This is a genomic window from Streptomyces reniochalinae (genome assembly GCF_003323735.1).
Lineage (GTDB): Bacteria > Actinomycetota > Actinomycetes > Streptomycetales > Streptomycetaceae > Streptomyces > Streptomyces reniochalinae.
Genome location: NZ_QOIM01000042.1, coordinates 188,981 through 211,397 on the forward strand (window position 1 = coordinate 188,981; position 22,417 = coordinate 211,397).

The window sequence follows — 22,417 nt, forward strand, 5'->3', positions numbered from 1 at the left end:
CCGCAGTGACGTCCACCGATGCTGCCACCAGCGGAGCCGACGAGACGCCCGACCGCTGGTACGTCGGCACGCCCGGTCACGTCGAAGGGCAACTGGAACTGGCCCTCGACGAGGAGCCGGCGACCGAGCCGTCGCCGGATCCGGTGCCGGGTGCGGCGGCGGGCCTGACGGCGGGCCTGACGGCGGGTCCGGCGGGGCAGGAGCCCCTGCCGCCGCGTTCGATTGCCGCTGAGCCCGCGCCGGGGACCGGAGCGGCGCCCGGGGCCACGGCGGAGCCTGTGCGCGGGCCTGAGCCCGCGCCCGTGTCCGCGCCTGAGCGCGTGTCCGAGCCCGCGCGGAGCGCCGAGCCGGGGGGCGCCGGTGGGGATGTTCCCTCGGCAGCGGGGACCGCCGGCTCGCCTGTGGTGCCCTCGACGGCGACGAGTGAGGCCACCACGCCGGTGAGCCCCGTCAGCGCCCCCGGAGTCGGCGCGGGAGGTCTGCCGTCCCAGGTCGTACCGGTGCCCCACCAACAGGCCGAAACCCCGGCGGACGGGATGTCCACCTCCACCGAAGCCGAAGCCGGAACCGGAACCGGGACCGGGACCGGGACCGACGTTGAGGCCGACGCCGGCAACGTGGCCGGATACGGGTCAAGGGGGGCAGAGGCGGACGACGACGCGGGCTCGCGGACAGGGGACGGTTCGCAGGGCGCGCGTGCCGCCGCGAGCGAGGCGGGGCTCGTCTGGGACGACGGTGTCATCGCCCGTCGCGTCCGCGCACAGCGCACCCCCGAACCCGTGGAGCACAGCCCCGAGCCCCTCCAGGAGGCGGACGGCCGTGCGCCGTTGACGCCCACCCACTCTCCCGTGAGCGACGGCACGAGGCACGAGACGGACTCCCTGGCGCCCGGTCTGGCACCGCCCTGGCGCAGTGCGTCCTGGCCCGACTCCCACGCCCCCGGCACCACCACCGGCACCGGTAGCGACATCGCTACGGAAACGAGCACGGGCACCGTCACGAGTACCGGCACCGGCACCGGCACCGGCGCCCTCGGCCCAGGCGTCGGCAGCGGTCCGGGCCGGGGCCCGGACACAGGCGCGCCGGGCCAGGAGCCGGGCGCGGGCCGGGACCTCGTCACGGAGACCGGTACCGCTCTTCCCTCCGACGGGGCCGCCCCCGGCCCCGTCGCCGCTCCGGCTGCCGCCCGGATCCCCCGGGCGGCGGAAGGAGAGCCGCGACGGGACGCGCGTGGCGACGGCCGCCGCGACACCACGGGACCGGGCCTGGGCCCCGACGCGCAAGATGCCGACGAGCCCGGACCCGCAGCCGACAACAGGCCCACCATCGACAACAGGCCCACCATCGACAACAGGCCCACCATCGACAACAGGCCCACCATTGACAACAAGTCGACCGCCGGCGGCAGGTCCGTCCCCGACAGCGTCCCCGACAGCAGGCGCGCCGCCGGCACCGGGCAAGGCGGCGACGACACGGACGCGGCCGACGGGTTCCCCTGGGACGAGTACGTGGCCGCACACCGGGACGCGCACCAGAACGCGCGCCGCGCCGCGTGGGAAACGGGCGAAGGGGCGGACGCACCGGACGCGCGGGGCGCTGGAGAGCACATGCTGCGGCAGCGGCTCGGAGCCCTGCGCGAACTCGTCGGCCTGTCCCACACCCGGCTCGACGCCGACGTACTGGCCGAGGCAGGACGGGTACTGGACGAGGCTGCGGCCCGCCGCGGCCTGCCCCGCTCCTACACCACTGTGGCGCTGGCGGGCGCCACGGGCAGCGGCAAGTCGTCGCTGTTCAACGCGCTGGCGGGGGCCCGCCTCTCGGAGGTCGGCATGCGCCGCCCCACCACCGCCGCCCCCGTCGCCTGCACCTGGGAGGCGGCAGGACGCGAGGGCGACGCCGGACCCGACGGGCTGCTGGACAGGCTCGGCATCCCGCACCACGCCCGGCACCGTACGCGGGAGATCGGCCTGAGCGGTCTGGTCCTCATCGACCTGCCCGACCTCGACTCCGCCGCGTCCGGGCACCGCGAGCAGGTGGACCGGCTGCTGCGACTGGTCGACGCGGTGGTGTGGGTCGTCGACCCGGAGAAGTACGCCGACGCCGTGCTGCACGAGAGCTACCTGCGTCGCCTGGCCGGACACGCCGAGGTCACCTTCGTCGTCCTCAACCAGACCGACCGCCTCACCCGCGACGCCGTCGACGCGGTCCTCGACGACCTGCGGCGGCTGCTGGACGAGGACGGTATGGCGCTGGGCGAGCACGGCGAACCCGGTGCCGTCGTCCTGTCCGCGTCCGCGCTCACCCACGAGGGCATCGGCGTACTGCACGAGGAGCTGGGCGACTTCGTCGCACAGCAGCGCGCCGCCGTTCTGCGGCTCAGCGCCGACCTCGACGGCACCATGGAACGTCTCCGACCCGTCTACGCGGATCCGGGCCCTGGAGGGTCGGGCGCTCCCGTCGGACTCACCGAAGGTGCCCGCGAGGACTTCGAGGACCGCCTCGCCGTCGCCGTCGGTGCGGCCGCCGCGGGCCAGGCCGCCGAACGCGCCTGGCTGCGCCAGGCCGCACACTCCTGCGGCACGCCCTGGGTACGGGCCCTGCGCTGGTACGCCTCCCGCCCCGGCCTCGCCGACCGGGCCGAACACTCCGACCAGTCGGCGACGGCCGCCACCGAGACGCAGCCAGGACCGGAGCCGGAGCCGGAGCCGGGGCGGGCGCCGGGTGCCGGGGCGGCCGTGGGCGTGGGTGCCGGTACGGACACCGGCGCCCGGGCGGAGCCGGGCTCCCGCGCGGGTGCCGGTGCGGGCGCCGAGCCCGCCACCGGTATCCACAGCGGTGAGCGCGCCCGTGGCCGCGGGCGGGAGCGCGAGACGCTGCAACAGCCGCGTGCCGCCCGGCCCGTGGTGGCGCAAGCCGTACGGGAGCTGGCCGACGCGGCCGCAGCCGGCCTGCCCGGCGCGTGGGCGCGCACCGTACGGGAGTCCGCGCGGCGCGGTGCGGCAGGTCTGCCGGAGCGCCTGGACGAGGTCATGGCCGCCTGCGCCGCCGAAACCCGCGTCGTCCCCGCCCCCCAGGAGCACCGCCCGAACGGCGGCGAGCAGACCCCCGGCGCTCCGCCGGTCCCCGGCGCGGAAGACGGGGAGGTGAGCACGTCCACGCCGGAGCGTGCGGGCGCGCGGCTCCCGGGTGACCACCTCGCGGGCGAGACGGCGGCGGACGTGCCGCCGGACGGCACGCAGGCGGAGGCCGCCTCCCGTTCCTCCCGCCTTCCCCGCTTCGTCCGCCTCTCCCGTTCGGCCCGTCCTGTTCCTTCGGCCCGTGCGGGGCGTGCAGGGCGTGCGGGGCGTGCGGGGCTTACGGGGCGGCGTCGGCCGGGGCGGGCGTCGCGTCCGCCGTGGCACACCGCCGCGCTCGGTGGCCAGTGGCTGCTCCTCGGACTCCAGTTGGCCGCGGTCGTGTGGGCGCTGGCCACGGTCGCGATGGCGGGTGGCGTCACGCGCGCGGTCTCGCTGCCGTGCGCGGCTTTGATGGCGGCGACGTTGGCCGGGCCGCTGCTCGCTTGGGGATGCCGCAGGGCGGCGCGAGGCCCCGCCCGCGCCTACGGGCTGGAGGCGGAACGCAGGCTGCGGCAGCTCGCTGCCTCCAGCGGCAGGGAACGGGTGCTGGAGCCGGTGGCGGCGGAGCTCGTCCGGTACCGCGAGGTGCGGGAGCAGTTCGCCATCGCGGCGGGCTCGGTCCCAGCCGCGGGAGACCCTCTGGGCCCGTGGGGGCAGCCGTCGACCGCCGAGAGCCGGTGGCCGGACACCGCGGACCGCCCGGGCAGCACGAACCAGCCGGGTATCGCGAATCAGTCGGGTATCGGGAACCAGCCGGGCAGTACGGACCGGCGGGGTAGCGCGGGCCGGCCCGAGGGGGCGGGCCGCCCCGAGGCCGCCGGCACCGAGCCGTCACCCACATCGGTGACCGACTTGTGCACAACCGGCGAGTAATACACAGATTCAAGCCGGTTTGCCCACGGCCCCGCTTCCTCCCCCACTCTGGAAACCGAAAGCAGAAGACGGCACGAGAAACACGGGCAGCGGCGGCCGGTCCGCCGCTGCACGGGGGTGGTTCGCATGTATGAGACGCACGTGACGGTGATGGGGAACGTGGCGACGAAGGTCGACCACTGGACCTCGTCGTCCGGGGTTCCGGTCGCCAGGTTCAGGCTCGCCAGTACGGTGCGCCGCTTCGACAAGCGCACCGAGCAGTGGACGGATGCCTCCACCAGCTTCTACACGGTGTGGGCCTGGCGTTCCCTCGCCACCAATGTCGCCTCGTCGGTCTCCCGCGGGGAACCCGTCGTCGTCCGGGGGCAGCTGCGGCTCGCGGAGGAGGAGCGGGAGGGCAGGCGCTACCTGAACGCCGACCTGACGGCCGCCACGGTGGGGCACGACCTGTCGCGCGGCACAGCCGCCTTCGTACGGGTCTCCCGCGCGGCCCCGGAGCTGTCGCGGGGCCCGGCGCCCGCGTGGCCGCCGTTGAGTGCGGCGGTGCCCGACCCGTTCGGCACCTCCACGTCACTCCAGGCCACAGGGGGCGAACGAGTCGAGTGGGGTTCAGGAGAAGGAAGCGCGGAGAAATCCGTCGAGGAGCCCGCCGCCACGGAGCCCGCCGCCACGGAGCCCGTCGCCACGGAGCCTGTCGTCGGGAAACCCGTAGCCGGGAAACCCGCTGGTCGCCTCGCCCGGAATGCCCGGCCCGGTCGGTCCACCCGCAAGGGCCGAGTACGCACCGAGGGAACGGGCGGTTCCGGCGCGGAGCCGGCCGAGGCGCAGGGACCGCGGGGCGAGGCGCTGCTGTCCGAAGCGGCAGCGGAAGGAAGCGTTCCAGGTCAGCGCGGTGCGTCGTGATCGTCCCGGTCCGCCGGATTCGCTGATAACGATTCCGAGTCGGAATGTGTGCCCGACGTGAATCCTGGGGATTCCGCGCTGTTGATCTTCCTACGATCCCACCCGTACCGACTGGGGGGTTCAGCTTTGCGGCAGACCGGCCGCACGGGGGCCAGACGGCTTCGTGCGCGCGCTGCCAAGAGGGGAAGACCATGACTTCTGTAGGCGCGCGGACGGCTCACCGCCTCATGGCCGCCGCCGTGGCCACCGGGCTGTCCGCAGCCGGCGTGGCGGCGGGTGCGCCACCGGCGGCAGCACACCCGGCGGCGGGCCCATACGCCGCGCAGGACGTGCCCGCCGGAGGGCAGCCGGAACAGCGGAACGGGGCGACCGCCACGTTGAACGGCCTCACGACGGCCGACGAGGCGGTCATCACGGTGGACGGCGAGCGGCAGGAGATCAAGGCCGGACTCTTCGAGATGGCCGTCGACGGGGGCGGCACCCTCCAGACCTACGGCATCGACGCGCTCAATCCCGTACGGGAGCAGTCGCGTTACGCGGAAGGGGAGTGGAAGACCTCTCCGCTGTGGGGGAATCGCAACGCGGGCCGGATCCGCTGGGTCGTCGACCATTCCTACCCGCACAGGAACGACCTCCAGGCACTGGCGAAGGCGGCGGGAGCCAAGCGGCTCACCCCGCAGGCCGCCGCTGCCGGCACACAGGTCGCCATCTGGCGGTTCGCCGAAAAGGGGGCACGGGGGGACGTGGGGGGAGGGGGGAGGGGGGCGGCCCCCCAAGAGCCCCCCTCCATCACCCCCACCGACCCCGCCGCCCGGAAGCTGGCCGGCTACCTCGTCAAGAGGGCCCGGAGCATGGCCGAGCCCGGCCCGTCCCTGGCCTTCGACCGGGCGGAGGTCTCCGGCAAGAGCGGCAGCCGCACCGGTCCTGTGGCGGTCCGCACGTCCGCCTCCACCGTCAGCGTGGCGCCGAGTCCCCGTGCCGCTTCTGCGGGGGTGCGGATCGTCGACAAGAGGGGCGAGCCGGTCGAGTCGGCGCGCAACGGTACGAAGGTGTACTTCGAGCTGCCGAAGTCGGCCGAGCCCGGGGCCGCGTCGCTGACCGCGCAGGCGGCGGCCAAGGTTCCGGTGGGCAGGGTGCTGACCGGGGCCGGGGAGCGCGGCAGGGGCCAGGCGCAGATCCTGGCCGGTTCCAGCCAGGCGACGGTTTCGGCCACCGCTTCGGTCAACTGGGCCGAGCGGGACCCCGTGCCGGCCACCACGTCCCGGGAGAACTGTGCGGGGCACGGTGTGGACATCGACGTCGACAACAGCGGGGACGCGACCTTCCCGTTGCGGGTCGGCAAGGAGCGGGAGGAGATCGCCGGAGGCGAGCGGGGCACGGTGACCGTTCCCGTCGAGGAGGACCAGCCCTACCGCATCCCGGTGCGCGGGCCGCACGGGTACGCGAAGACGTTCAGCGGTGTCCTCGACTGCACCACCTCCGCCGCGGTGGGCGGGGTGACCCGGCGAAGCGCCCCGGCGACGGCGGAGCGTCCGGCGACCGTCGGCGGTGGCGGAGCCGTCGTGGGCGAGGGTGACCTGGCCCGGACGGGCGGTGGCGAAACCCGGCTGTTCGCGGCGGTGGCCATCGGTCTTCTCGCGGTCGGTTTCACCACCTTGCGGATCGTGCGCCGGGGCGGGAAATGAGCAGCTGCGGGAAGTGAGCAGTGCTGCCCGACGCTCACTCCGTCGGGCAGCCCCACGTCCGGGCCGGCACGCGCCACTCCTCACCCTGGCTCGCCCCTCCAGGGCGACCCGGCCCCGCCCTGCCCTGGCCCGAAACCTCAGGGAACGGCCGGCCCAATCCACCCCAGGCGGCGCGGACCCGTCACGCCCTCGGGCCGGGGGTCCATCGGCGACGAGACGCTGGCCGAACAGGGGTTTTTCCCTGCGTGGCAGTACGAAGGCGCCCGTGGCCACCGGTGCGGGAAAAAGGAGTCGGTCCAGTCCTCAGTTCTCTTCCGTGGGGTGGGCGCCGGGCTCCGGTGAGGTGTACGCCGTGCGCGTGGCCGGGCGGCAGGCGGATCGGCCGGGATCGTCGCCGGGCGCCGGCCCCGCGGGCCGCGCCCCGTCCGCACCGCTCTCTCCTTCCGGCCCACCCCGGCGCCGTAGCGCACGGTACGTTGCCTCGTTGCGCCGCTGCTGGCGGCGCGACACGGAGGGGCTCGAGAAGCTGCACGCGGCGGCGAACAGGAGCAACACGCCTGCCCCGTAGGTGTGATCCCATATCTGCATGGCGGCGGCGAGCAGTTGGACAACGCCGGTTCCGTAGGCGATCCGGCGGTTTCCGCTCCCCCACTGTTCCAGCGCACGGCCACGGCGGGCCAGGATCTCCGCGGCCGCCTGCCGTTCGGCGGGGTCGGAGGGGATGACGCCGCCCCGCCGGAGGCGCTGCGCCAGCCGGAGGTAGCGGCTGGTCGCGAGACCGGCAACGCGCGCTCTGCGGCGTTCGCGGTACCAGACCACGGACATCACCGTCACGGCGAGGATGAGGAAGAGGCCGGCACCGGTGAGAGCAGCGGTCCGGCGGCCGCTGCTCACCGCCAGCGCGCCGACGGTCATTCCCCACAGCACTGCCGCCACTGCCGTGCCCGAGAGCTGGAAGGCCAGCGTCCGCCGGTCGGCGGATGCCTGTCTGTCCCGTGTCCTCACCTGCCGCCGCCCCCCTCGTTACCGAACTGGACCCTCCCCGAACGGGCCGGGCCATGACGGCTGTTGGGGTACCCGCGGTCGAGGTGGCTATCCCCTTCGCACCGTCCCCCCTCCGCATCGGAGTGGCGGTGCAGGGACGTTCCGTACCGGGAAGGCTTGTCGGGACGTGCCCGAGCGATACGTTCCGTTGTCCATGGTGCTCATTCGGTTACGCCGGCGGGCGCGGGACGGCGCTTTCGAGTGGATACTCCGAGCCGCCCAGGGGGGGCGGATGCGGTGGATCTGGTCAGGCCGCCCCGGGACCGGCCGAGCCCGCAGCTGCGGAGGCCCTGTCCGGGGGCCAGCAGTGTGGGGCCCAGCAGTGTGCTGGTGGGCACCGACCACGGTGGAGTCGGCCGACACGAGCCAGTCGGCCGGTTATGGCGCGGCATCGAGCGATGGCCCGGCGGGCCGGGGTTCCGGCCGGTGTCGGGGGGAGTCCGGGGCCGGGGGTCCGGCCGGTGACGAGTGGTGGCACGGGCCAGGCCGGAATCGTGTGGTGGCCCGGTGGCTGGGGGTGCGGTGGCCCGGTGGCCGGGGGGCGGTGGTGTCGAAGTTGCGGCCCCCGGCCACGGCCGGGATCGGGGGGACCGCTTCGGAGCCCGTTTCCGGGGCGGGGGGCGGGTGCGGCAAGATGGGGTGCGTATGCCTGACGTGGTACGGCCGCGGCTCACTCACGGGCGAGCGGCGCGGCGCGCTGCCGCATGATGAGACGACCCGCGCGGCCCGGCCGCGTACGACTACCTACAGAAGCTCGGACGGTTCCTCTTGGCTGAGTACATCTACACCATGCGCAAGGCGCGCAAGGCGCACGGCGACAAGGTGATCCTCGACGACGTCACCTTGAGCTTCCTGCCCGGCGCCAAGATCGGTGTCGTGGGCCCCAACGGCGCGGGCAAGTCGACCGTGCTCAAGATCATGGCGGGGCTGGAGCAGCCCTCCAACGGTGACGCCATGCTCGCCCCCGGCTACAGCGTGGGCATCCTGTTGCAGGAGCCGCCGCTGGACGAGTCGAAGACGGTTCTGGAGAACGTCCAGGACGGTGTCGCGGAGACGAAGCAGCAGCTCGACCGGTTCAACGAGATCGCCGAGCAGATGGCGACCGAGTACACCGACGCGCTGATGGAGGAGATGGGCAAGCTCCAGGAGAAGCTGGACCACGCGAACGCCTGGGATCTGGACGCGCAGCTGGAGCAGGCCATGGACGCGCTGGGCTGCCCGCCCGGTGACTGGCCGGTCGTCAACCTCTCCGGTGGCGAGAAGCGCCGGGTGGCGCTGTGCAAGCTGCTGCTGGAGCAGCCCGATCTGCTGCTGCTGGACGAGCCCACCAACCACTTGGACGCCGAGTCGGTGCAGTGGCTTGAGCAGCACCTGGCCAAGTACCCGGGCACCGTCATCGCGATCACCCACGACCGGTACTTCCTGGACAACGTGGCCGAGTGGATCATGGAGTTGGACCGTGGCCGGGCCGTCGGCTACGAGGGCAACTACTCCACCTACCTGGACAAGAAGCAGGCCCGGCTGAAGGTGGAGGGCCAGAAGGACGCCAAGCGGGCCAAGCGTCTCAAGGACGAGCTGGAGTGGGTCCGCTCGAACGCCAAGGGGCGGCAGGCGAAGTCGAAGGCGCGTCTGACGCGGTACGAGGAGATGGCGGCCGAGGCGGAGAAGACCCGGAAGCTGGACTTCGAGGAGATCCAGATTCCGCCGGGGCCGCGCCTGGGCAACGTCGTCGTCGAGGTGGACAAGCTGAACAAGGCGTTCGGCGACAAGGTCCTCATCGAGGATTTGTCGTTCACTCTTCCGCGTAACGGCATCGTCGGCGTGATCGGTCCGAACGGTGCGGGCAAGACGACGCTGTTCAAGATGATCCAGGGCCTGGAGGAGCCGGACTCGGGCTCCATCAAGGTCGGCGACACGGTCAAGATCTCCTACGTCGACCAGTCGCGCGCCAACATCAACCCGGACAAGACGCTGTGGGCGGTCGTCTCGGACGAGCTGGACTACATCAACGTCGGCCAGGTCGAGATGCCGTCGCGCGCGTACGTGTCGGCGTTCGGGTTCAAGGGCCCGGACCAGCAGAAGCCGGCGGGTGTGCTCTCCGGCGGTGAGCGCAACCGGCTGAACCTGGCGCTGACACTCAAGCAGGGCGGCAACCTGCTGCTGCTCGACGAGCCGACGAACGACCTGGACGTGGAGACGCTCTCGTCGCTGGAGAACGCGCTGCTGGACTTCCCCGGCTGTGCGGTGGTCGTCTCCCACGACCGCTGGTTCCTCGACCGCGTGGCCACGCACATCCTCGCCTACGAGGGCGACAGCAAGTGGTTCTGGTTCGAGGGCAACTTCGAGTCGTACGAGAAGAACAAGATCGAGCGGCTGGGTCCGGACGCGGCGCGTCCGCACCGGGCGACGCACAAGAAGCTGACGCGGAGCTGAGCGCGTGCGGCACAGCTACGCGTGTCCGCTGCGCTGGTCGGACATGGACGCCTTCGGGCACGTCAACAACACCGTCTACCTCCGGTATCTGGAGGAGGCCAGGATCGATTTCCTGGCCTTGGCGGCGCGGGTGGCGGACCCGGAGGCGTTCACCGGCGGCACGGTCGTGGCGCGACACGAGATCGACTATCTGCGGCAGCTGGTGCACCGTGCCGACCCGGTGACGGTGGAGCTGTGGGTGGTCAAGCTGACGGCCGCTTCGGTGACGTTCGCGTACGAGATCAAGGATGCGGCCGGTGGCGGCGGCCCGTATGTGCGGGCCAGGACGGTCGTGGCGCCGTACAACATCAAGGAGGGGTATCCGCGGCGGCTGTCGCCGGCCGAGCGGTCCTTCCTGGAGGGCTACTTCGATGACAGCCACAGAGGCTGACCGGCTGGTTTTCGCCGATCCCGGGGAGGCGGCGGGGCTCGCCGCCTTCCTGGAGCGGCTGGTGCGCTGGGAGAAGAACGCCGCCGTGCGCATCCAGGCGGGCGACGGTGTGGCCGGGGTGTTCGCCAAGCCGGCCCGTTTCGAGGTGCTGGCGGTGCGCACGGGACGGCTCCTGGAGCCGGCCGAGCTCGATGTGACGGTGGCGGCCGGCGCGTTGCTCGAACTGGTCGAGGAGGAGCGCGAGTCCGTCGGCGTTCCCCGGCCCGTCACCGGCCCCTCGTGGGCGGGGGTGCTGCCGCCGCGAGGCGGGTGGCGGGAGTTCGCCCGGGTGCCGGTCGACGCCGTCGGTACGGTCGCGGCGGCCGCCGTGGGCGAGTTCCGGCAGCGGGCGGAGAAGCTGCCGGCCGAGCGGGGCGGCCGTCAGGCGCTGGACGCGCTCGCCGAGGAGATCTGGTCCCGCCCGCTGGGGCACACCCAGCTGCCGCTGCGCGCCGCGCACGCCGCGCACGCGCTGGGCTTCCTGCGCGGCACCGATCCGGTGACGCTGCTGGAGTCCGGCGCGTGGCTGCGGCTGCGCACGCTCTACGGCTCCGTCGCGGTACGGCGCCAGGGCGGTGCGGGGTCCGGCGCGGGCGCGGGTCTGAGCGTCACCCCGGTGTGAGTTCCACCCGGCGCTCAGCCGGGTTCCTCCTCACCGCGGTCGGGTGCGTCCGTCTCCCGGGCACCGGCCCCCTCGGTCCCTGCCCCGGGCTCCGATGCGGCCCAAGCCCCGGGCTCCGTCGCGGTCCCGCTTTCGGGTCCTGTTCCGGTACCGGGTCCCGTCCCCGTCCCGGGCTCTTCCGACTCCTGTGCCCGGGTGCCGTCGCCCGGGCGGACCTGTATGTGGTCAGGGCGCAGTTCCAGGAGTACGCGGTCGCGGAGGGCGAGCGGCGTGGTGAACTCGGGCGGCAACTGGAGGCGGCCCGAGCGGTCGATCGTGGTGTACTCGCGCCCCACGGTGGCCGCGCCGCCCTCGGCGTCCGGGGTGGCGGTGCGCAGCGTCTCGGTGCTGGTGCGCCCGTCGCGGATGGAGACGGTGCGGTTGACCTGCGCGGACACCGCGGCGTCGTGGGTGACGACCAGGATGGTGGTGCCCAGTTCGGTGTTGGCCCGGCGCAGCGCGGTGAAGACCTCGGCCGCCGTGGCGGTGTCGAGTTCGCCGGTGGGCTCGTCGGCGAGGATGACGGACGGGTCGTTGGCGAGCGCCACCGCGATGGCCACCCGCTGCTGTTGGCCGCCCGAGAGCTGTGCGGGGCGCCGCCCGGCGTGGTCGGCCATGCCGAGCAGGTCGAGGAGTTCGAGGGCCCTCCGCCTCCGCCGCCTGCCCCGGCCGAGGCCGGCCGCGACGGGGTGTGCGCCGCCGGTGCCGGTGCGTCCGCCGCCTGCGCTCAGTTTCATGGGCAGCGCCACGTTCTGTGCGGCCGTCAGATAGGGCAGCAGGTTGCGGGCGGTGCGTTGCCAGATGAAGCCGACGACCCGGCGGCGGTAGTGCAGCCTGGTGCGCGCGTCCATGGCCGGCAGGTCGTGTCCGGCGACGCTCGCGCTGCCCGCCGAGGGGGTGTCGAGTCCTGCGAGGATGTTCAGCAGGGTCGACTTTCCGCTGCCGGACGCTCCGACGAGGGCGGTGAGTTCGCCCTCGTGTACGAGGAGGTCGAGTCCCTGGAGGGCCTGGACCTCGACGCCGTCGCCGCTGAAAATCCGTACCAGGCGGTCGCAGGCGATCAGCGCGTCGGCACCGTAGGCGCGCTCCCGCCGCCCGGCCGCGGCGCGCCGCTCCAGATCGCCGAGGGTGGTGGCCCGCCCCTCGCCGCCCGTGGACGCGGGCGGGGACGCGGACGCGGACTGACGGGGCCGGGGTCGGGGTGTCATGAGGGCTCCTGGTTCTCCGTGCGCAGGTCCGCCGCACCGCCGCCGTGCCGGGCCTGTGCCAGCAGCCCGAGCGTGGCCAGGGCCAGCAGCGCCAGCGGCGGTGCGAGCAGGGGTGGGGCGTCGGCGGTCAGCCCCACGGGCAGGGTGTCGGGCGTGCCCGCCAGGGCGCTCAGGTCGATCCCGGGCCCCAGCAGCGGCACGGTCGCCAGCCCGGTGGCGGCCCCCGCCGCGGCGGTCAGTACGTACAGCGGCAGGCTCTCCAGCAGCAGGACGCCCCGGCCTTGGCGGCGGGCCAGCCCCAGGGTGCGCAGCCGGGCCAGGAGTGCCCGGCGGGCGGGTGCGGTCTGTGCCAGTGACAGCCCGACGGCCAGGGCGCTGTAGCCGGCGGCGGCCAGCACGGCGAGGGTGTAGAGGTGTTCGGCGCCGGACTGGAGCACGGTGTCGGCGTACTCGGCGCGTTCCTCGGCGCGCAGGGAGACCAGGGATCCCGTGTCCGCCTCGGGGAAGGCCGCGGCCGCCAGCCGGCGCAGCGTGCGGGCGTCCGGGCCCTGGCCGCCGGCCAGCAGTGTGGTGGGGGCGAGGAGTGCGGTGCCGCGCACGTCGGGGCGGGCGCGGGCGACGGCTTCGCGGGAGAGGACCACGAAGTCGCCCTGCTGGGTGGCGGGGGTGGCCTCGCGGATGACGGCGGGCCGCACGGGCAGTTGCAGGCCGGGCAGTACGAGGTCGGTGTACTCGGTGCCGTTGCCGAGTTTCCCGGCCAGGCCGGGGGACATCAGCGCGGGGAGGGGCTCGGTGGAGGCGTTCGAGGCGTCGGGTACCAGGGAGTCGGCGGGAAAGGCGGGGAGGCCGTCGTCCCCGGTGAGGCGGGCGTAGGCGGGTGCGTCGACCAGGGCGACGGTCACCGCGTCGGCGACGCCGGTCAGTTCGCCGTCGTCGTGCGCACGGTAGGCCGTCACCGTGTCCACCCCTGGTGCGCGGCGGACCTCTTCCGTCATCCCTGCGGGCAGGTTCTGCGCGCCGGGTGCCTCGATGCGGGCGTCCGCTCCGACGGCGCGCAGGGCGGCGGTGTCCCTGCCGTGTGCGATGCCCGTGAGGACGGTGCCGCCGAACGAGGCCACGGTGAGCGCGACGAGCAGGGCGAGCAGCGCGGGCCCCGACACGGCGGCCGAGGGCGCGCGGGCCGCGCGGGCCACCCCGAGGAACGCGACGGGGCCGGGGCGGCGCGCGGTGAGCCGTTCCAGCAGCCGCAGCGGCAGCGGGTAGCAGCGCAGCAGGAGCAGCGCGGCCGCCAGCGCGACCAGTACGGGGGCGAGCGCCAGCAGCAGGTCCGTGTCGCCCGCTGCGCCTGATCCGTCCGCACCCCCGGCCGTGGCCGTCCCCTGTGCGCTGTTCCGGCCGCCGGTGCCGCGCTGCCGCAGTGCCACGACGGCGGCGACGGCGAGCACGAACGTGCTCACCTCCACCACCGTGCGGCGCCGCGAGGGGCGTCGCCGGGTCAGGTCGCCGCGGGGTGCGGCGGCCCTGACGCGCCGGTGCGCCAGCGCCGCGCGCACCGGCAGGGCCAGCGAGGCCAAAGCGGTGACGGCCGCCGCCGCGGTCAGCGCCGCCGCGCTGCGGGTGCCGTCGGTGGCCGTGTACGCGAGTCCGGTGCCCAGCGCTCCCGCGGGCACCGCGACGGTGGCGCTCTCGGCCAGCAGTCTGCCCGCCAGGCCGGGCAGTGAGGCGCCGCGGGCCCGCAGCAGCGCCAGTTCGTCCGCGCGCCGTTCGGCGGTCAGCAGCGCGGCCAGGAGCAGCACCATCAGCGCTGTGGTGGCCAGGCCGAGCGCGGCGATCAGCAGGAGGGGGGCGACGGCGGAGTTCTCCCGCTCGAAGGCGGTGAGGGTTTCGGCCGGCCCCGTCTCGAAGGTCAGTTCGCCGACGCCCGCGGTCTCGCGCAGCCGTGCCGCGTCGGCGCCGGACGCGAGCCGGGTGAGGTCGCCCGCGGCCTGCCGTGCCTGGTGCCCGGCGAGCGCGCCGGTGTCGAGCGGGTGGTGGAAGTACAGTTCGGCACCGTCGCGCAGGGACAGCAGCGCGGGTGCCGCTTTCGGGTGGATGAACGCGGTGAAGTGCCAGTAGCGCTTCGGTGTTCCGCCCCCGCCGGAGGGCGGGATCGACAGCAGGGAAGGGCGCGCGAGGCTCTGTTCGGCGTTCCAGAAGGGGCTGTGGGCGACCTGTTCTCGGGAGCCGCGCGGCGCCAGCACTCCGGTGACCTGGACCGTGACAGCGCTTCCGCCCGTGCCCGTACGGTCCGGCAGGTGGAAGGTGTCACCCGGGGCGAGGTGCATCCGGCGGGCGGTCTCCTCGGTGACCGCCGCCTGCACCCGGTGCCCCTCCCGCTCCGGGCCCGGCATCCGGCCCCGGGTGAGGGTCGCGTGCCGGGCGAGCCGCGCCTGCGCCGTCAATGTGGCCTTGGGGGCGACGTCCGGGGAGGGGCGGGGCAGTGTCGGATCGTCGGTGTCCGCGGGGCTGGTGTTGCGCACCCCGTACGCCGCCTGCCCGGCCGCCAGGCGCAGGGGGGCGTGGACGGCGCGGCGGAGGGCCGTGTCCGCCCGGTCCACCGCCGCGGGCGCGACGCGCTCGCGCAGTTCGGCGGGGCTTCCCGCGTCCGGCGCGGCGGAGGCCGTGGCGCGGAGCGCGCGGTCGGCGGGGCGGGCCCGTTCGAGAGCGGCGCGCAGCGCGTCGTCAGCGGAGGCGTCGACGGCCCGCGGCAGCGCGGCCGCCACGAACGCCGTCGCCAGCACCAGCACGGCGAACGCCAGCGCCCCGCCGGGCGCCGCCCGCAACCGCGCCCACAGCCACCCGCCGCGGGGCGTGGCCTCTTCGTCGGGGCGCGCGAGGTCCGGCACCGGTCAGTCACCCCTCTCCGTGCGTGGAGCCGCCACGGGGCCCGCGCGGCGGAATGCGGTGGCGGCGACCACCGCGAGCGGCACCGCCAGCACCGCCGCCAGCAGGGCGGCCGTCCCGCCCGCCGGGAGCCGTACCAGCAGGTCGGGCACGGGCGCGCGGGCGTCACCCGTGACGACGATCAGCGGCACCACCAGGCGGACCAGCAGCGCCCCCAGTCCGAGCCCGAGCGCCGCCGAGAGCACCAGCACGAGCCCCTGTTCGGCGGCGAGGGCGTGCGCGAGCCGCCGCCGGGGCGCGCCGAGAGCACGCAGGACGGCGAACTCGTCCGCGCGTTCCCGCGCCGCGCCCGCGGCGCTGACGGCGAAGCCGGTCGCCGCCAGCACGGCGGCGGCAGCGGCCAGCGCGGTCAGCGCGCTGCGGGGCCCGGCGCCCAGTGGGTCGCCGCGCAACTCGGCGGCGACCTCGTCGCGTACCCGTACGGCGCCCACGGCGGGTTCGGCCCTCAGCTTTCCGGCCACCCGGTCGCCCGCGCCCCCGGCGACCGAAAGCCACCACGTGCGCGGCTCCAGCAAGGTGGCGTCCCGTCCCGCCAGCGTCCGGTTCAGCGTCCCCAGGTCGAACAGCAGGGCCCCGGCGCTGCTTTCACCTTCGGTGGCCGGGGCGGGCGAGACGGTGGGCAGGGCGCGGACGGCGCCGGTGAGGCGGACGCTCAACTCGGTCCCCAGGGCGTCGACCGTGACCGTGTCCCCCACCTCGGCACCGCTCGCCCGCAGGTAGGCGTCCGTGGCGACGGCGGCGATCGGCCGGTGCGCACCACCCGGCGGAGCCCCGGGCGACCACAGGACGGAGACGGTGACCGGGTCCGTCTCCCGCGGCGCCTCAGGGGGCGCGGAACCGGTGGTGTAGCGGGCGGTCAGCGCCGCGCCGTCCGGCCGCAGCGCGGCCTTGCGGGCGTCGGCGTCGGCGTACGGGCCGCGCCCCAGGGAAGCCTGCGCGTCGTCGGCGCGGACCCGGGGCGTCCACTGCTCCTGGCGTGCGGGGCGCACCGTGCGGCTGCCGTGCGATCCCGTCGCGGCGATCTCCTCGACGGTCAGCTCCCGTTGCCGGCTGTGCGCGGGAGCCGGGTAGGAGACGCCGATCCCGGTCAGCCGCACCGGCCCCGCCGGTGTTCCGCCGCCCTGCGCGAGGGCGGCGCTCAGCGTGTGCGCCTCCCCGTCGCCCGGCACGTCACCGAGCGGTAGCCGGTAGGGCACGCCGAAACGGTCCTCGACGGTGAGTGAGAGGGTGTCCGCGGCAAAAGAGCCGGCATCGGTGTCCGCGGCGGCGTTCTTCTCGCCCTTTCCGCCCTTGTCAGGGGAGCCCTGCTCAGTACCGGAGGAGCCGCGCTCGTCATCCGGGGAGGCACGCTCGCCCTCCAGCCGTACGCGCAGCCGCAGCCCCCGCGTGTCCTCCGGCAGCCGCACACCGGTCTCCGTACGGTCCTGGCCGGGCAGCGGCCGCAGCAGCCGGGAGGGGGCCTCGTCGGCCAGGTCGTCCCGCAGCCGCAGTATCCCGTCGCCCGCCGTGCTCGCGTCGGTGGCCAGAAGCTGCGCCGTACGGTCGCCCGCCGTGCTGAACGACGCCCGCGCCACCGGCGCCACCCCCTCGACCCCGCGCAGGCCGGTGAACAGCCCGCCCTGCGCGAGCGGGGGTGCGCTGGAGCCGCTGACAAAGATGTCGGCCCCGGTGCGGAAGTCCGCCTGGTCGTCCTGCGAGCGGTCCCAGCTGGCGCCCTGGCCGACCGCGAACACCCCCGTCGCCACGGCCAGGACGAGCAGCAGCGCGGGCCCGGCGCCGCGCAGCGGCCGGCGGCTGAGCTGCCAGCCGGCCAGTGCCGCGGCCAGCCCCCGTCCCCGGGTGGCGAACCGCTCGCCCAGCCGCGCCGCGAGCGGCAGCACCCGCAGTACCAGCACGGTGCCCGCGAGCAGCGCCAGCGCGGGCGCCGCCACCAGCACCGGGTCGATGCCCAGCGCCCCGCCGGACCCTCCCCGGGCGCCGGAGTCCGCGCGCGCCGACAGGACGCCGGTGCCGCCCGCGCGCCGCTCCAGCTGCCAGTAGGCGACCGCTGCCAGCACGACCAGTGCGAGGTCGGCGCCGCCGCGCAGCAGGGTCGCCGCCGTACGCCGCCGGCGCGCGGGCGTGCGGGGGCCGCCGCCCCGGGTGGCGTCGCTCTCCGGGTCCTCGTCCCCCGCGCGGCCACGGGCGAGCAGTGTGGGCAGGGCGATCAGCAGCGCGCAGCCGAGCGCCGTCGCGGCCGCCACCCACCAGCCGCCTGGCACCCCGGCGGCCGGTTCGACGCCCGCGCGGGCGAGCGCGCCGTGCGCTGCCTGCCACCGCACCGCGGGCCCGGCGAGCAGGGGCGCGGCGACCGCCGCGGGCAGCGCCAGCAGCAGCGCCTCGGCGGCGGCCAGGGTGCATACCCGGGTCCTGGAGGCGCCGCGGGCCCGCAGCAGCGCCGTCTGGGAGGCACGTTCGGTGTGCAGCAGTTGCGCCACGAGCAGCAGCGTCAGCCCGGTCAGCAGCACCAGGGGGAGCGCGGCGATCAGCAGGGTGGAGCGCATCACGAGCAGCGACCTGGTGAGGGAGTCCAGCAGCTCGGGGAGGTCCGTGGTGGCCACGGCGTGCGGGGTCAGGGGCGAGGCCCCGATCCGGTCGGCGGCCCTGGCCACGTCGTCGCCCAGAGCGTCGAGGCGGGAGGTGTCCAGGCCGGTGAAGTCGGCGTCCGCCTGCCAGCGGGTCTCGGCGGGCCACAGCGCCATACCCGCGCCCCGGGCCTTTTCCGCGCCCCGGGTTTCTGCCGTTCTTCCCTCCCCGCCGGCGAAGGCGCCGTCGGGGACGGCGAGCGGGCCGTACGTGGTGAAGTCGCCCACTGCCATGCCCCGGCCCGCCAGCGGGTCCAGCCACTTCCAGTAGGCCGAGCCGGGGGAGGCGGGCGCGTAGACGCCGGTGACCTCGACGCGGACGTCGGGCGGCCCATCGAGCCTGCTCGTGACGCGGAAGGTGTCGCCCGGGCGCAGCGAGAGCCGCTCGGCGGCCCGCTGGGGCACCGCCGCGCCGACGGTGCGCTCGCCCGCGCGGGGGGCTCGCGGCCAGGATCCGTCGACCATCGTCACGCGGGCGCGGTCGAAGGTGGCGAAGCGCGTCAGAGCGGGCTCGTCGTCCTGAGAGGCGCCCGAAGCGCCGGAAGCTCCCGGGGCGCCGGCGGCGAGGTCACCGGTGCCGCCCGGGCGCAGCGAGGAGGGCAGCGCGTACGCGCCGGAGTGGGTGCTGGCGGCGGTCCGCACGGGCAGCCCGCCGAAGGCGTCGCGCGCTGCCTGGCGGACGGCCGCGTCCGTGGCCTTCCGGTCCTCGGCGGTGACGTCCGAGCGGACGTCCAGCACGGTACGGGGGGCCGCCCTGTGCTCCAGTGCGCGCCGCGGCCCGGCGTCGCCGACCGCGGTGGCGAAAGCGGCGAGGGTGGTTCCTACGCAGGTGGCCAGCAGGACGGAGAGCAGCGCGGAGGCGAGGAGCAGCCGGTGTGCACGCATGCGTGCCACGACGAACCCGGTCACGCCTTGCCGCCCCCTGTCCCCCTCCGCGCGTGGGGCCGTCGGGGCCCGTACCCCCGTTACGTGCGCGGGGTGGTGCGCTCACGCTCCCGCGTGCGGGTCGGCACGTGCCGGGATCGCGGTCCGACGGTCCGCTCAGTCCGCGGAGTTGACCATAGACCCGGCGGCGTAAACGAGATAGTCCCACAGCGGGGTTTCCAGATGCTCGGGCAGCTCCAGGCTGTCCACCGCGTCCCGCATGTGCCGCAGCCAGGCGTCGTGCGCGGCGCGGTCGACCTTGAACGGGGCGTGCCGCATGCGCAGCCGGGGGTGGCCCCGCGACTCGCTGTAGGTGCGCGGCCCTCCCCAGTACTGCATCAGGAAGAGCGCCAGCCGGTCCTCGGCGGGGCCCAGGTCCTCCTCGGGGTACATCGGCCGCAGCAGGGGGTCCTCGGCGACCCCCTGGTAGAAGCGGTGCACGAGCCGTCGAAAGGTCTCCTCGCCGCCGACCTGCTCGTAGAAGGTCTGCGTGGGAAGGCTGCCGTGCCGGATCTCCATCACCCGTCCATGGTGGCAGACGCCCCGACGGAGGACCCCGGACCTACGACCCCGCCGGGGGCCAGGGAACCGCCGGTGGCGCGGGGTGCGTGTGGACAGGACAGGAGGAGGTGCGAGCGGCGGCGCGGGAAGGACGCGTCGGCGGCGCGGGTCCGGTGCTCGCGTACCGGGCGTTCGGCCGCGGTGTTTGGTCGCGATACGAACAAGATCCCGCCCAATCCGGTGTGGTCACCGGCCGCTGCCGCCATACTGCTGCACCGAGGCACCACAGTCGGGCGGCCCGGCGCCCGCGGCCCCGGGCAGGGGAGCCGGGGGCCGCACGGAGGGGAGCGGGGGCGTACGCGACCGGCAGGGTGTCTGTCAGCGACCGAGGGGGAGGGCTCAGCCGTGACACAGCCGCCGACCGCGCCACCGACACCGCCGCCCGTGCCCGCGGTACCGGCAGCCGGGCACACCGCGGGCGGCGCCCCGGGTCCGGCACCGGGCGCGCGGCCGCCGGGCGACCCGGGCGCCGTCGCGAGCGGCGCGGGACGCCGTACGGCCTGGTCCGAGGGGAGGGCGCGGCTGCGGGCCGCGGTGACGACCGAGCCGGGACGGCTGCGGGCGATCGGCGCCGCTCTCGCCCTGCTGGTGGTGGTGTTCGGAGCGGTCTCGGCCTGGCAGGTGTCCGACCGGAAGGCCGCCGCCGACGCGGTGGCCGAACACAGTCAGCCGCTCAGCGCGGACGCGGCACGCGTCTACCGCTCGCTGGCGGACGCCGACACCTCCGCCTCCAGCGGGTTCCTGGCGGGCGGGGACGAGCCGGACAAGGTGCGGAAGCGGTACGAGGACGACATCCACGAGGCGTCCGGGCTGCTGGCCGACGCGGCGGCCGGCTCCTCGGGTTCGGGTACGGCCCAGCGGCAGATCACCGCGCTCAACCGCGGCCTGCCCGTCTACACGGGGCTGGTCGAGGCGGCGCGGGCCAACAACAGGCAGGGCCTGCCGCTGGGCGGCGCCTACCTGCGGTACGCCAACGAGAAGATGCGCGGCGAACTCCTGCCCGCCGCGCGCAAGCTGTACACGGCCGAGAGCGGGCGTCTTGAGGGCGACTACGCGGACGCCACCTCGTGGCCCCTGTTCGCCCTCGGCGCCGGTGTCGTCGCGCTGGGGGCGCTGGGCTGGGCGCAGCGCCGCACCTACCTGCGCACCAACCGGGTCTTCAACCAGGGGCTGTTGGGCGCGAGCGCCGCCGTGCTGGTGCTGCTGGTGTGGCTGACGGGCGGCCACGCGCTGGCCCGCGCGGGGCTGCACGAGTCGGACACCAGGGGCGCGGCCTCCCTCCAGGCGCTCAACGAGGCGCGGATCGCCACCCTCCAGGCGCGCGGCGACGAGAACATGACGCTGGTCGCCCGGGGCGGCGGTGCCGCGTACGAGGAGAGCTACCGCAAGCGGATGCGGGCCATCACCGGTGACGAGAAGGCCGGCGGCGAGGGGGACGGGGCCCCGGGGACGGGCCTGCTCCACAAAGCACAAAGCCGCGCGGACGACCGTAGGGGGCGGCAGGCCGTGCGGGACGCCGAGAAGGCCGTCGAGGCGTGGCAGCGGCGGCATCTGGCGGCCCGGGTCAAGGACAACAACGGCGACTACGAGGACGCCGTCGCGCAGGTGATCGGCGCCGAGAACAGCACAGGGGAGAGCTTCGACCAGGTCGATGAGAGCCTGAGCCGGGCGACCGCGCACGAGCAGGAGCAGTTCGAGCAGGCGGCCGACAGCGCGCGCGGCAGGTTCGGCGGGCTGGCGGTCGGCGCCCTGGTGCTGGCCGTTCTCGGTGCGGCGGCGGCCGTGCTGGGTATCGGGCGCAGGCTGGCGGAGTACCGGTGAGGCCGGTGAGGGGGGACGCGATGACAGGCGCAGGGACCGCACGCACACGGCCGGCGGGTGCGCGGCAGACGGGCGCGCGGGGCAGGGGCACGCGAACAGGCGGGCGCGGCGGACGGTGGGCCGCCGTGGCGGGCGGTCTGCCGGCCGCCGCCGCCCTCGTCGCGGCCGCGCTGCTGGCTCCCGCGCCCGCCGCGCCGCCCCCGCCCTCCCCGGCCGACGGCGCCGCGCACGGCGCGGGGGCGGCCGCGGGACGTCCCGCCTCGGCCACCGACCCGGACGAGAAGCCCGAGCCGGAGGAGTGCGAGGACGGCGGCAACCCCGCCGAGAGCCTCAAGCCCTCGGGGAAGGCGGGGGAGGCGGTCGAGCGGATCAAGGACGAGGGCAAGCTGGTCGTCGGCGTCGACCAGAACAGCTACCTGTGGGGCTACCGGGATCCGACGACGGGGAAGATCGAGGGCTTCGACATCGACCTGGTCAAGGCCATCGCCCGCGACCTGCTCGGCGGTGACGGGCCCGACAGGATCACCTACAAGACCATCCCCACCGACCAGCGCATCCCCGCCATCGAGAAGGGCGAGGTGGACATGGTCGTGCGGACCATGACCATCGCCTGCGACCGCAAGGACAAGGTCGCCTTCTCCACGGCCTACTTCGAGGCGGGGCAGCAGCTGCTGGTCCCCAAGAAGGATGCCCGCGTCAAGGGCTTCGACGCGAGCATGCGCGGCAAACGCGTGTGCTACGCCTCGGGTTCGACGGCGGAGACGATGATGAAGTCGGACAGGTACGAGGAGCTGGGTGCCGAGCCCGTCGTCGTCCCCAACCAGCTCGACTGCCTGGTGCGCCTCCAGCTCGGCCAGGCCGACGCCACCGTCACCGACAGCGCCCTGGCAGCCGGGCAGGCGGCGCAGGACCCGTCCGTCGAACTCATCGGCGAGCCGCAGACGATCGAGCCGTACGGCGTCGCGATGAACCTCGAGGACGAGGATCTGGTCCGCAGGGTCAACAAGGTGCTGGAGGACTACCGCGAGGACGGGTGGAAGTCCTCCTACAAGCGTTGGCTCGCCGACGACATCGTGGGTACGGAAGGGAAGAAGCCCGCACCGCCGAAACCGCTCTACCGTGACTGAACCGATGCCGGTAGGCGGGTCGCCG

The 22,417-nt window shown here is 75.0% G+C and carries 13 protein-coding genes; 8 read left to right on the forward strand and 5 right to left on the reverse strand.

Annotated features, from left to right (window positions below; all coding sequences use genetic code 11):
* The first annotated feature begins 5 nt into the window (after positions 1-5).
* The 3 genes from DQ392_RS35445 to DQ392_RS26250 all read left to right on the forward strand — a co-directional run bounded on the left by DQ392_RS35445 (position 6) and on the right by DQ392_RS26250 (position 6,577).
* Entirely contained in the window at positions 6-3,989 is a 3,984-nt protein-coding gene (locus DQ392_RS35445) for a GTPase (protein WP_245982002.1), read from the forward strand.
* A 126-nt stretch (positions 3,990-4,115) separates the two neighbouring features.
* Positions 4,116-4,892 (forward strand): single-stranded DNA-binding protein, encoded by a 777-nt coding sequence (locus tag DQ392_RS26245; protein ID WP_114018190.1) that lies wholly within the window; start codon positions 4,116-4,118, stop codon positions 4,890-4,892.
* A gap of 191 nt (positions 4,893-5,083) precedes the next feature.
* Positions 5,084-6,577 carry a thioester domain-containing protein gene (locus DQ392_RS26250; protein ID WP_114018191.1) on the forward strand — a complete coding sequence of 498 codons (1,494 nt, stop codon included), beginning with the start codon at positions 5,084-5,086 and terminating at the stop codon, positions 6,575-6,577.
* Positions 6,578-6,880: 303 nt separating this feature from the next.
* Here the strand turns inward: DQ392_RS26250 and DQ392_RS26255 are convergent, their stop codons facing one another.
* Positions 6,881-7,582 (reverse strand): hypothetical protein, encoded by a 702-nt coding sequence (locus DQ392_RS26255; RefSeq protein ID WP_114018192.1) that lies wholly within the window; start codon positions 7,580-7,582, stop codon positions 6,881-6,883.
* Between the two features lie 807 nt (positions 7,583-8,389).
* Here DQ392_RS26255 and ettA point away from each other — a divergent pair.
* From ettA to DQ392_RS26270, 3 genes are read left to right on the forward strand one after another with little or no spacing between them, the layout of a single operon-like run.
* On the forward strand, positions 8,390-10,054 hold the full coding sequence (gene ettA, locus DQ392_RS26260) for an energy-dependent translational throttle protein EttA (RefSeq protein WP_114018193.1): 1,665 nt from the start codon (positions 8,390-8,392) through the stop codon (positions 10,052-10,054).
* Between the two features lie 4 nt (positions 10,055-10,058).
* Positions 10,059-10,484, forward strand: a complete 426-nt coding sequence (locus DQ392_RS26265; protein ID WP_114018194.1) for an acyl-CoA thioesterase — start codon at positions 10,059-10,061, stop codon at positions 10,482-10,484.
* On the forward strand, positions 10,465-11,145 hold the full coding sequence (locus tag DQ392_RS26270) for a DUF8185 domain-containing protein (RefSeq protein ID WP_114018195.1): 681 nt from the start codon (positions 10,465-10,467) through the stop codon (positions 11,143-11,145). The genes DQ392_RS26265 and DQ392_RS26270 overlap by 20 nt, the downstream gene beginning before the upstream one ends.
* 14 nt (positions 11,146-11,159) lie before the next feature.
* Here the strand turns inward: DQ392_RS26270 and DQ392_RS26275 are convergent, their stop codons facing one another.
* The 4 genes from DQ392_RS26275 to DQ392_RS26295 all read right to left on the reverse strand — a co-directional run bounded on the left by DQ392_RS26275 (position 11,160) and on the right by DQ392_RS26295 (position 19,402).
* On the reverse strand, positions 11,160-12,392 hold the full coding sequence (locus DQ392_RS26275) for an ABC transporter ATP-binding protein (protein ID WP_114018196.1): 1,233 nt from the start codon (positions 12,390-12,392) through the stop codon (positions 11,160-11,162).
* Positions 12,389-15,277, reverse strand: a complete 2,889-nt coding sequence (locus DQ392_RS26280) for an ABC transporter permease (RefSeq protein ID WP_147266575.1) — start codon at positions 15,275-15,277, stop codon at positions 12,389-12,391. Before DQ392_RS26280 ends, DQ392_RS26275 begins: the two co-directional genes overlap by 4 nt.
* A 3-nt stretch (positions 15,278-15,280) precedes the next feature.
* Positions 15,281-18,868, reverse strand: a complete 3,588-nt coding sequence (locus DQ392_RS26290) for an FtsX-like permease family protein (protein ID WP_114018199.1) — start codon at positions 18,866-18,868, stop codon at positions 15,281-15,283.
* A gap of 132 nt (positions 18,869-19,000) precedes the next feature.
* A complete protein-coding gene (locus DQ392_RS26295; RefSeq protein ID WP_114018200.1) occupies positions 19,001-19,402 on the reverse strand; it encodes a globin in 402 nt (133 codons plus the stop codon).
* A gap of 387 nt (positions 19,403-19,789) precedes the next feature.
* Between DQ392_RS26295 and DQ392_RS26300 the strand changes: the two genes are divergently transcribed.
* Complete coding sequence (locus DQ392_RS26300) at positions 19,790-21,265, forward strand: hypothetical protein (RefSeq protein ID WP_114018201.1); 1,476 nt, start codon at positions 19,790-19,792, stop codon at positions 21,263-21,265.
* A 20-nt stretch (positions 21,266-21,285) separates the two neighbouring features.
* On the forward strand, positions 21,286-22,392 hold the full coding sequence (locus tag DQ392_RS26305; RefSeq protein ID WP_114018202.1) for a glutamate ABC transporter substrate-binding protein: 1,107 nt from the start codon (positions 21,286-21,288) through the stop codon (positions 22,390-22,392).
* Positions 22,393-22,417: the final 25 nt, after the last annotated feature.

Bases quoted from the DNA above. Each gene is read 5' to 3' on its own strand.
- DQ392_RS26245 (WP_114018190.1), top strand. From the start codon at position 4,116: ATGTATGAGACGCACGTGACGGTGATGGGGAACGTGGCGACGAAGGTC.
- DQ392_RS26250 (WP_114018191.1), top strand. From the start codon at position 5,084: ATGACTTCTGTAGGCGCGCGGACGGCTCACCGCCTCATGGCCGCCGCC.
- DQ392_RS26270 (WP_114018195.1), top strand. From the start codon at position 10,465: ATGACAGCCACAGAGGCTGACCGGCTGGTTTTCGCCGATCCCGGGGAG.
- DQ392_RS26275 (WP_114018196.1), bottom strand. From the start codon at position 12,392: ATGACACCCCGACCCCGGCCCCGTCAGTCCGCGTCCGCGTCCCCGCCC.
- DQ392_RS26295 (WP_114018200.1), bottom strand. From the start codon at position 19,402: ATGGAGATCCGGCACGGCAGCCTTCCCACGCAGACCTTCTACGAGCAG.
- DQ392_RS26305 (WP_114018202.1), top strand. From the start codon at position 21,286: ATGACAGGCGCAGGGACCGCACGCACACGGCCGGCGGGTGCGCGGCAG.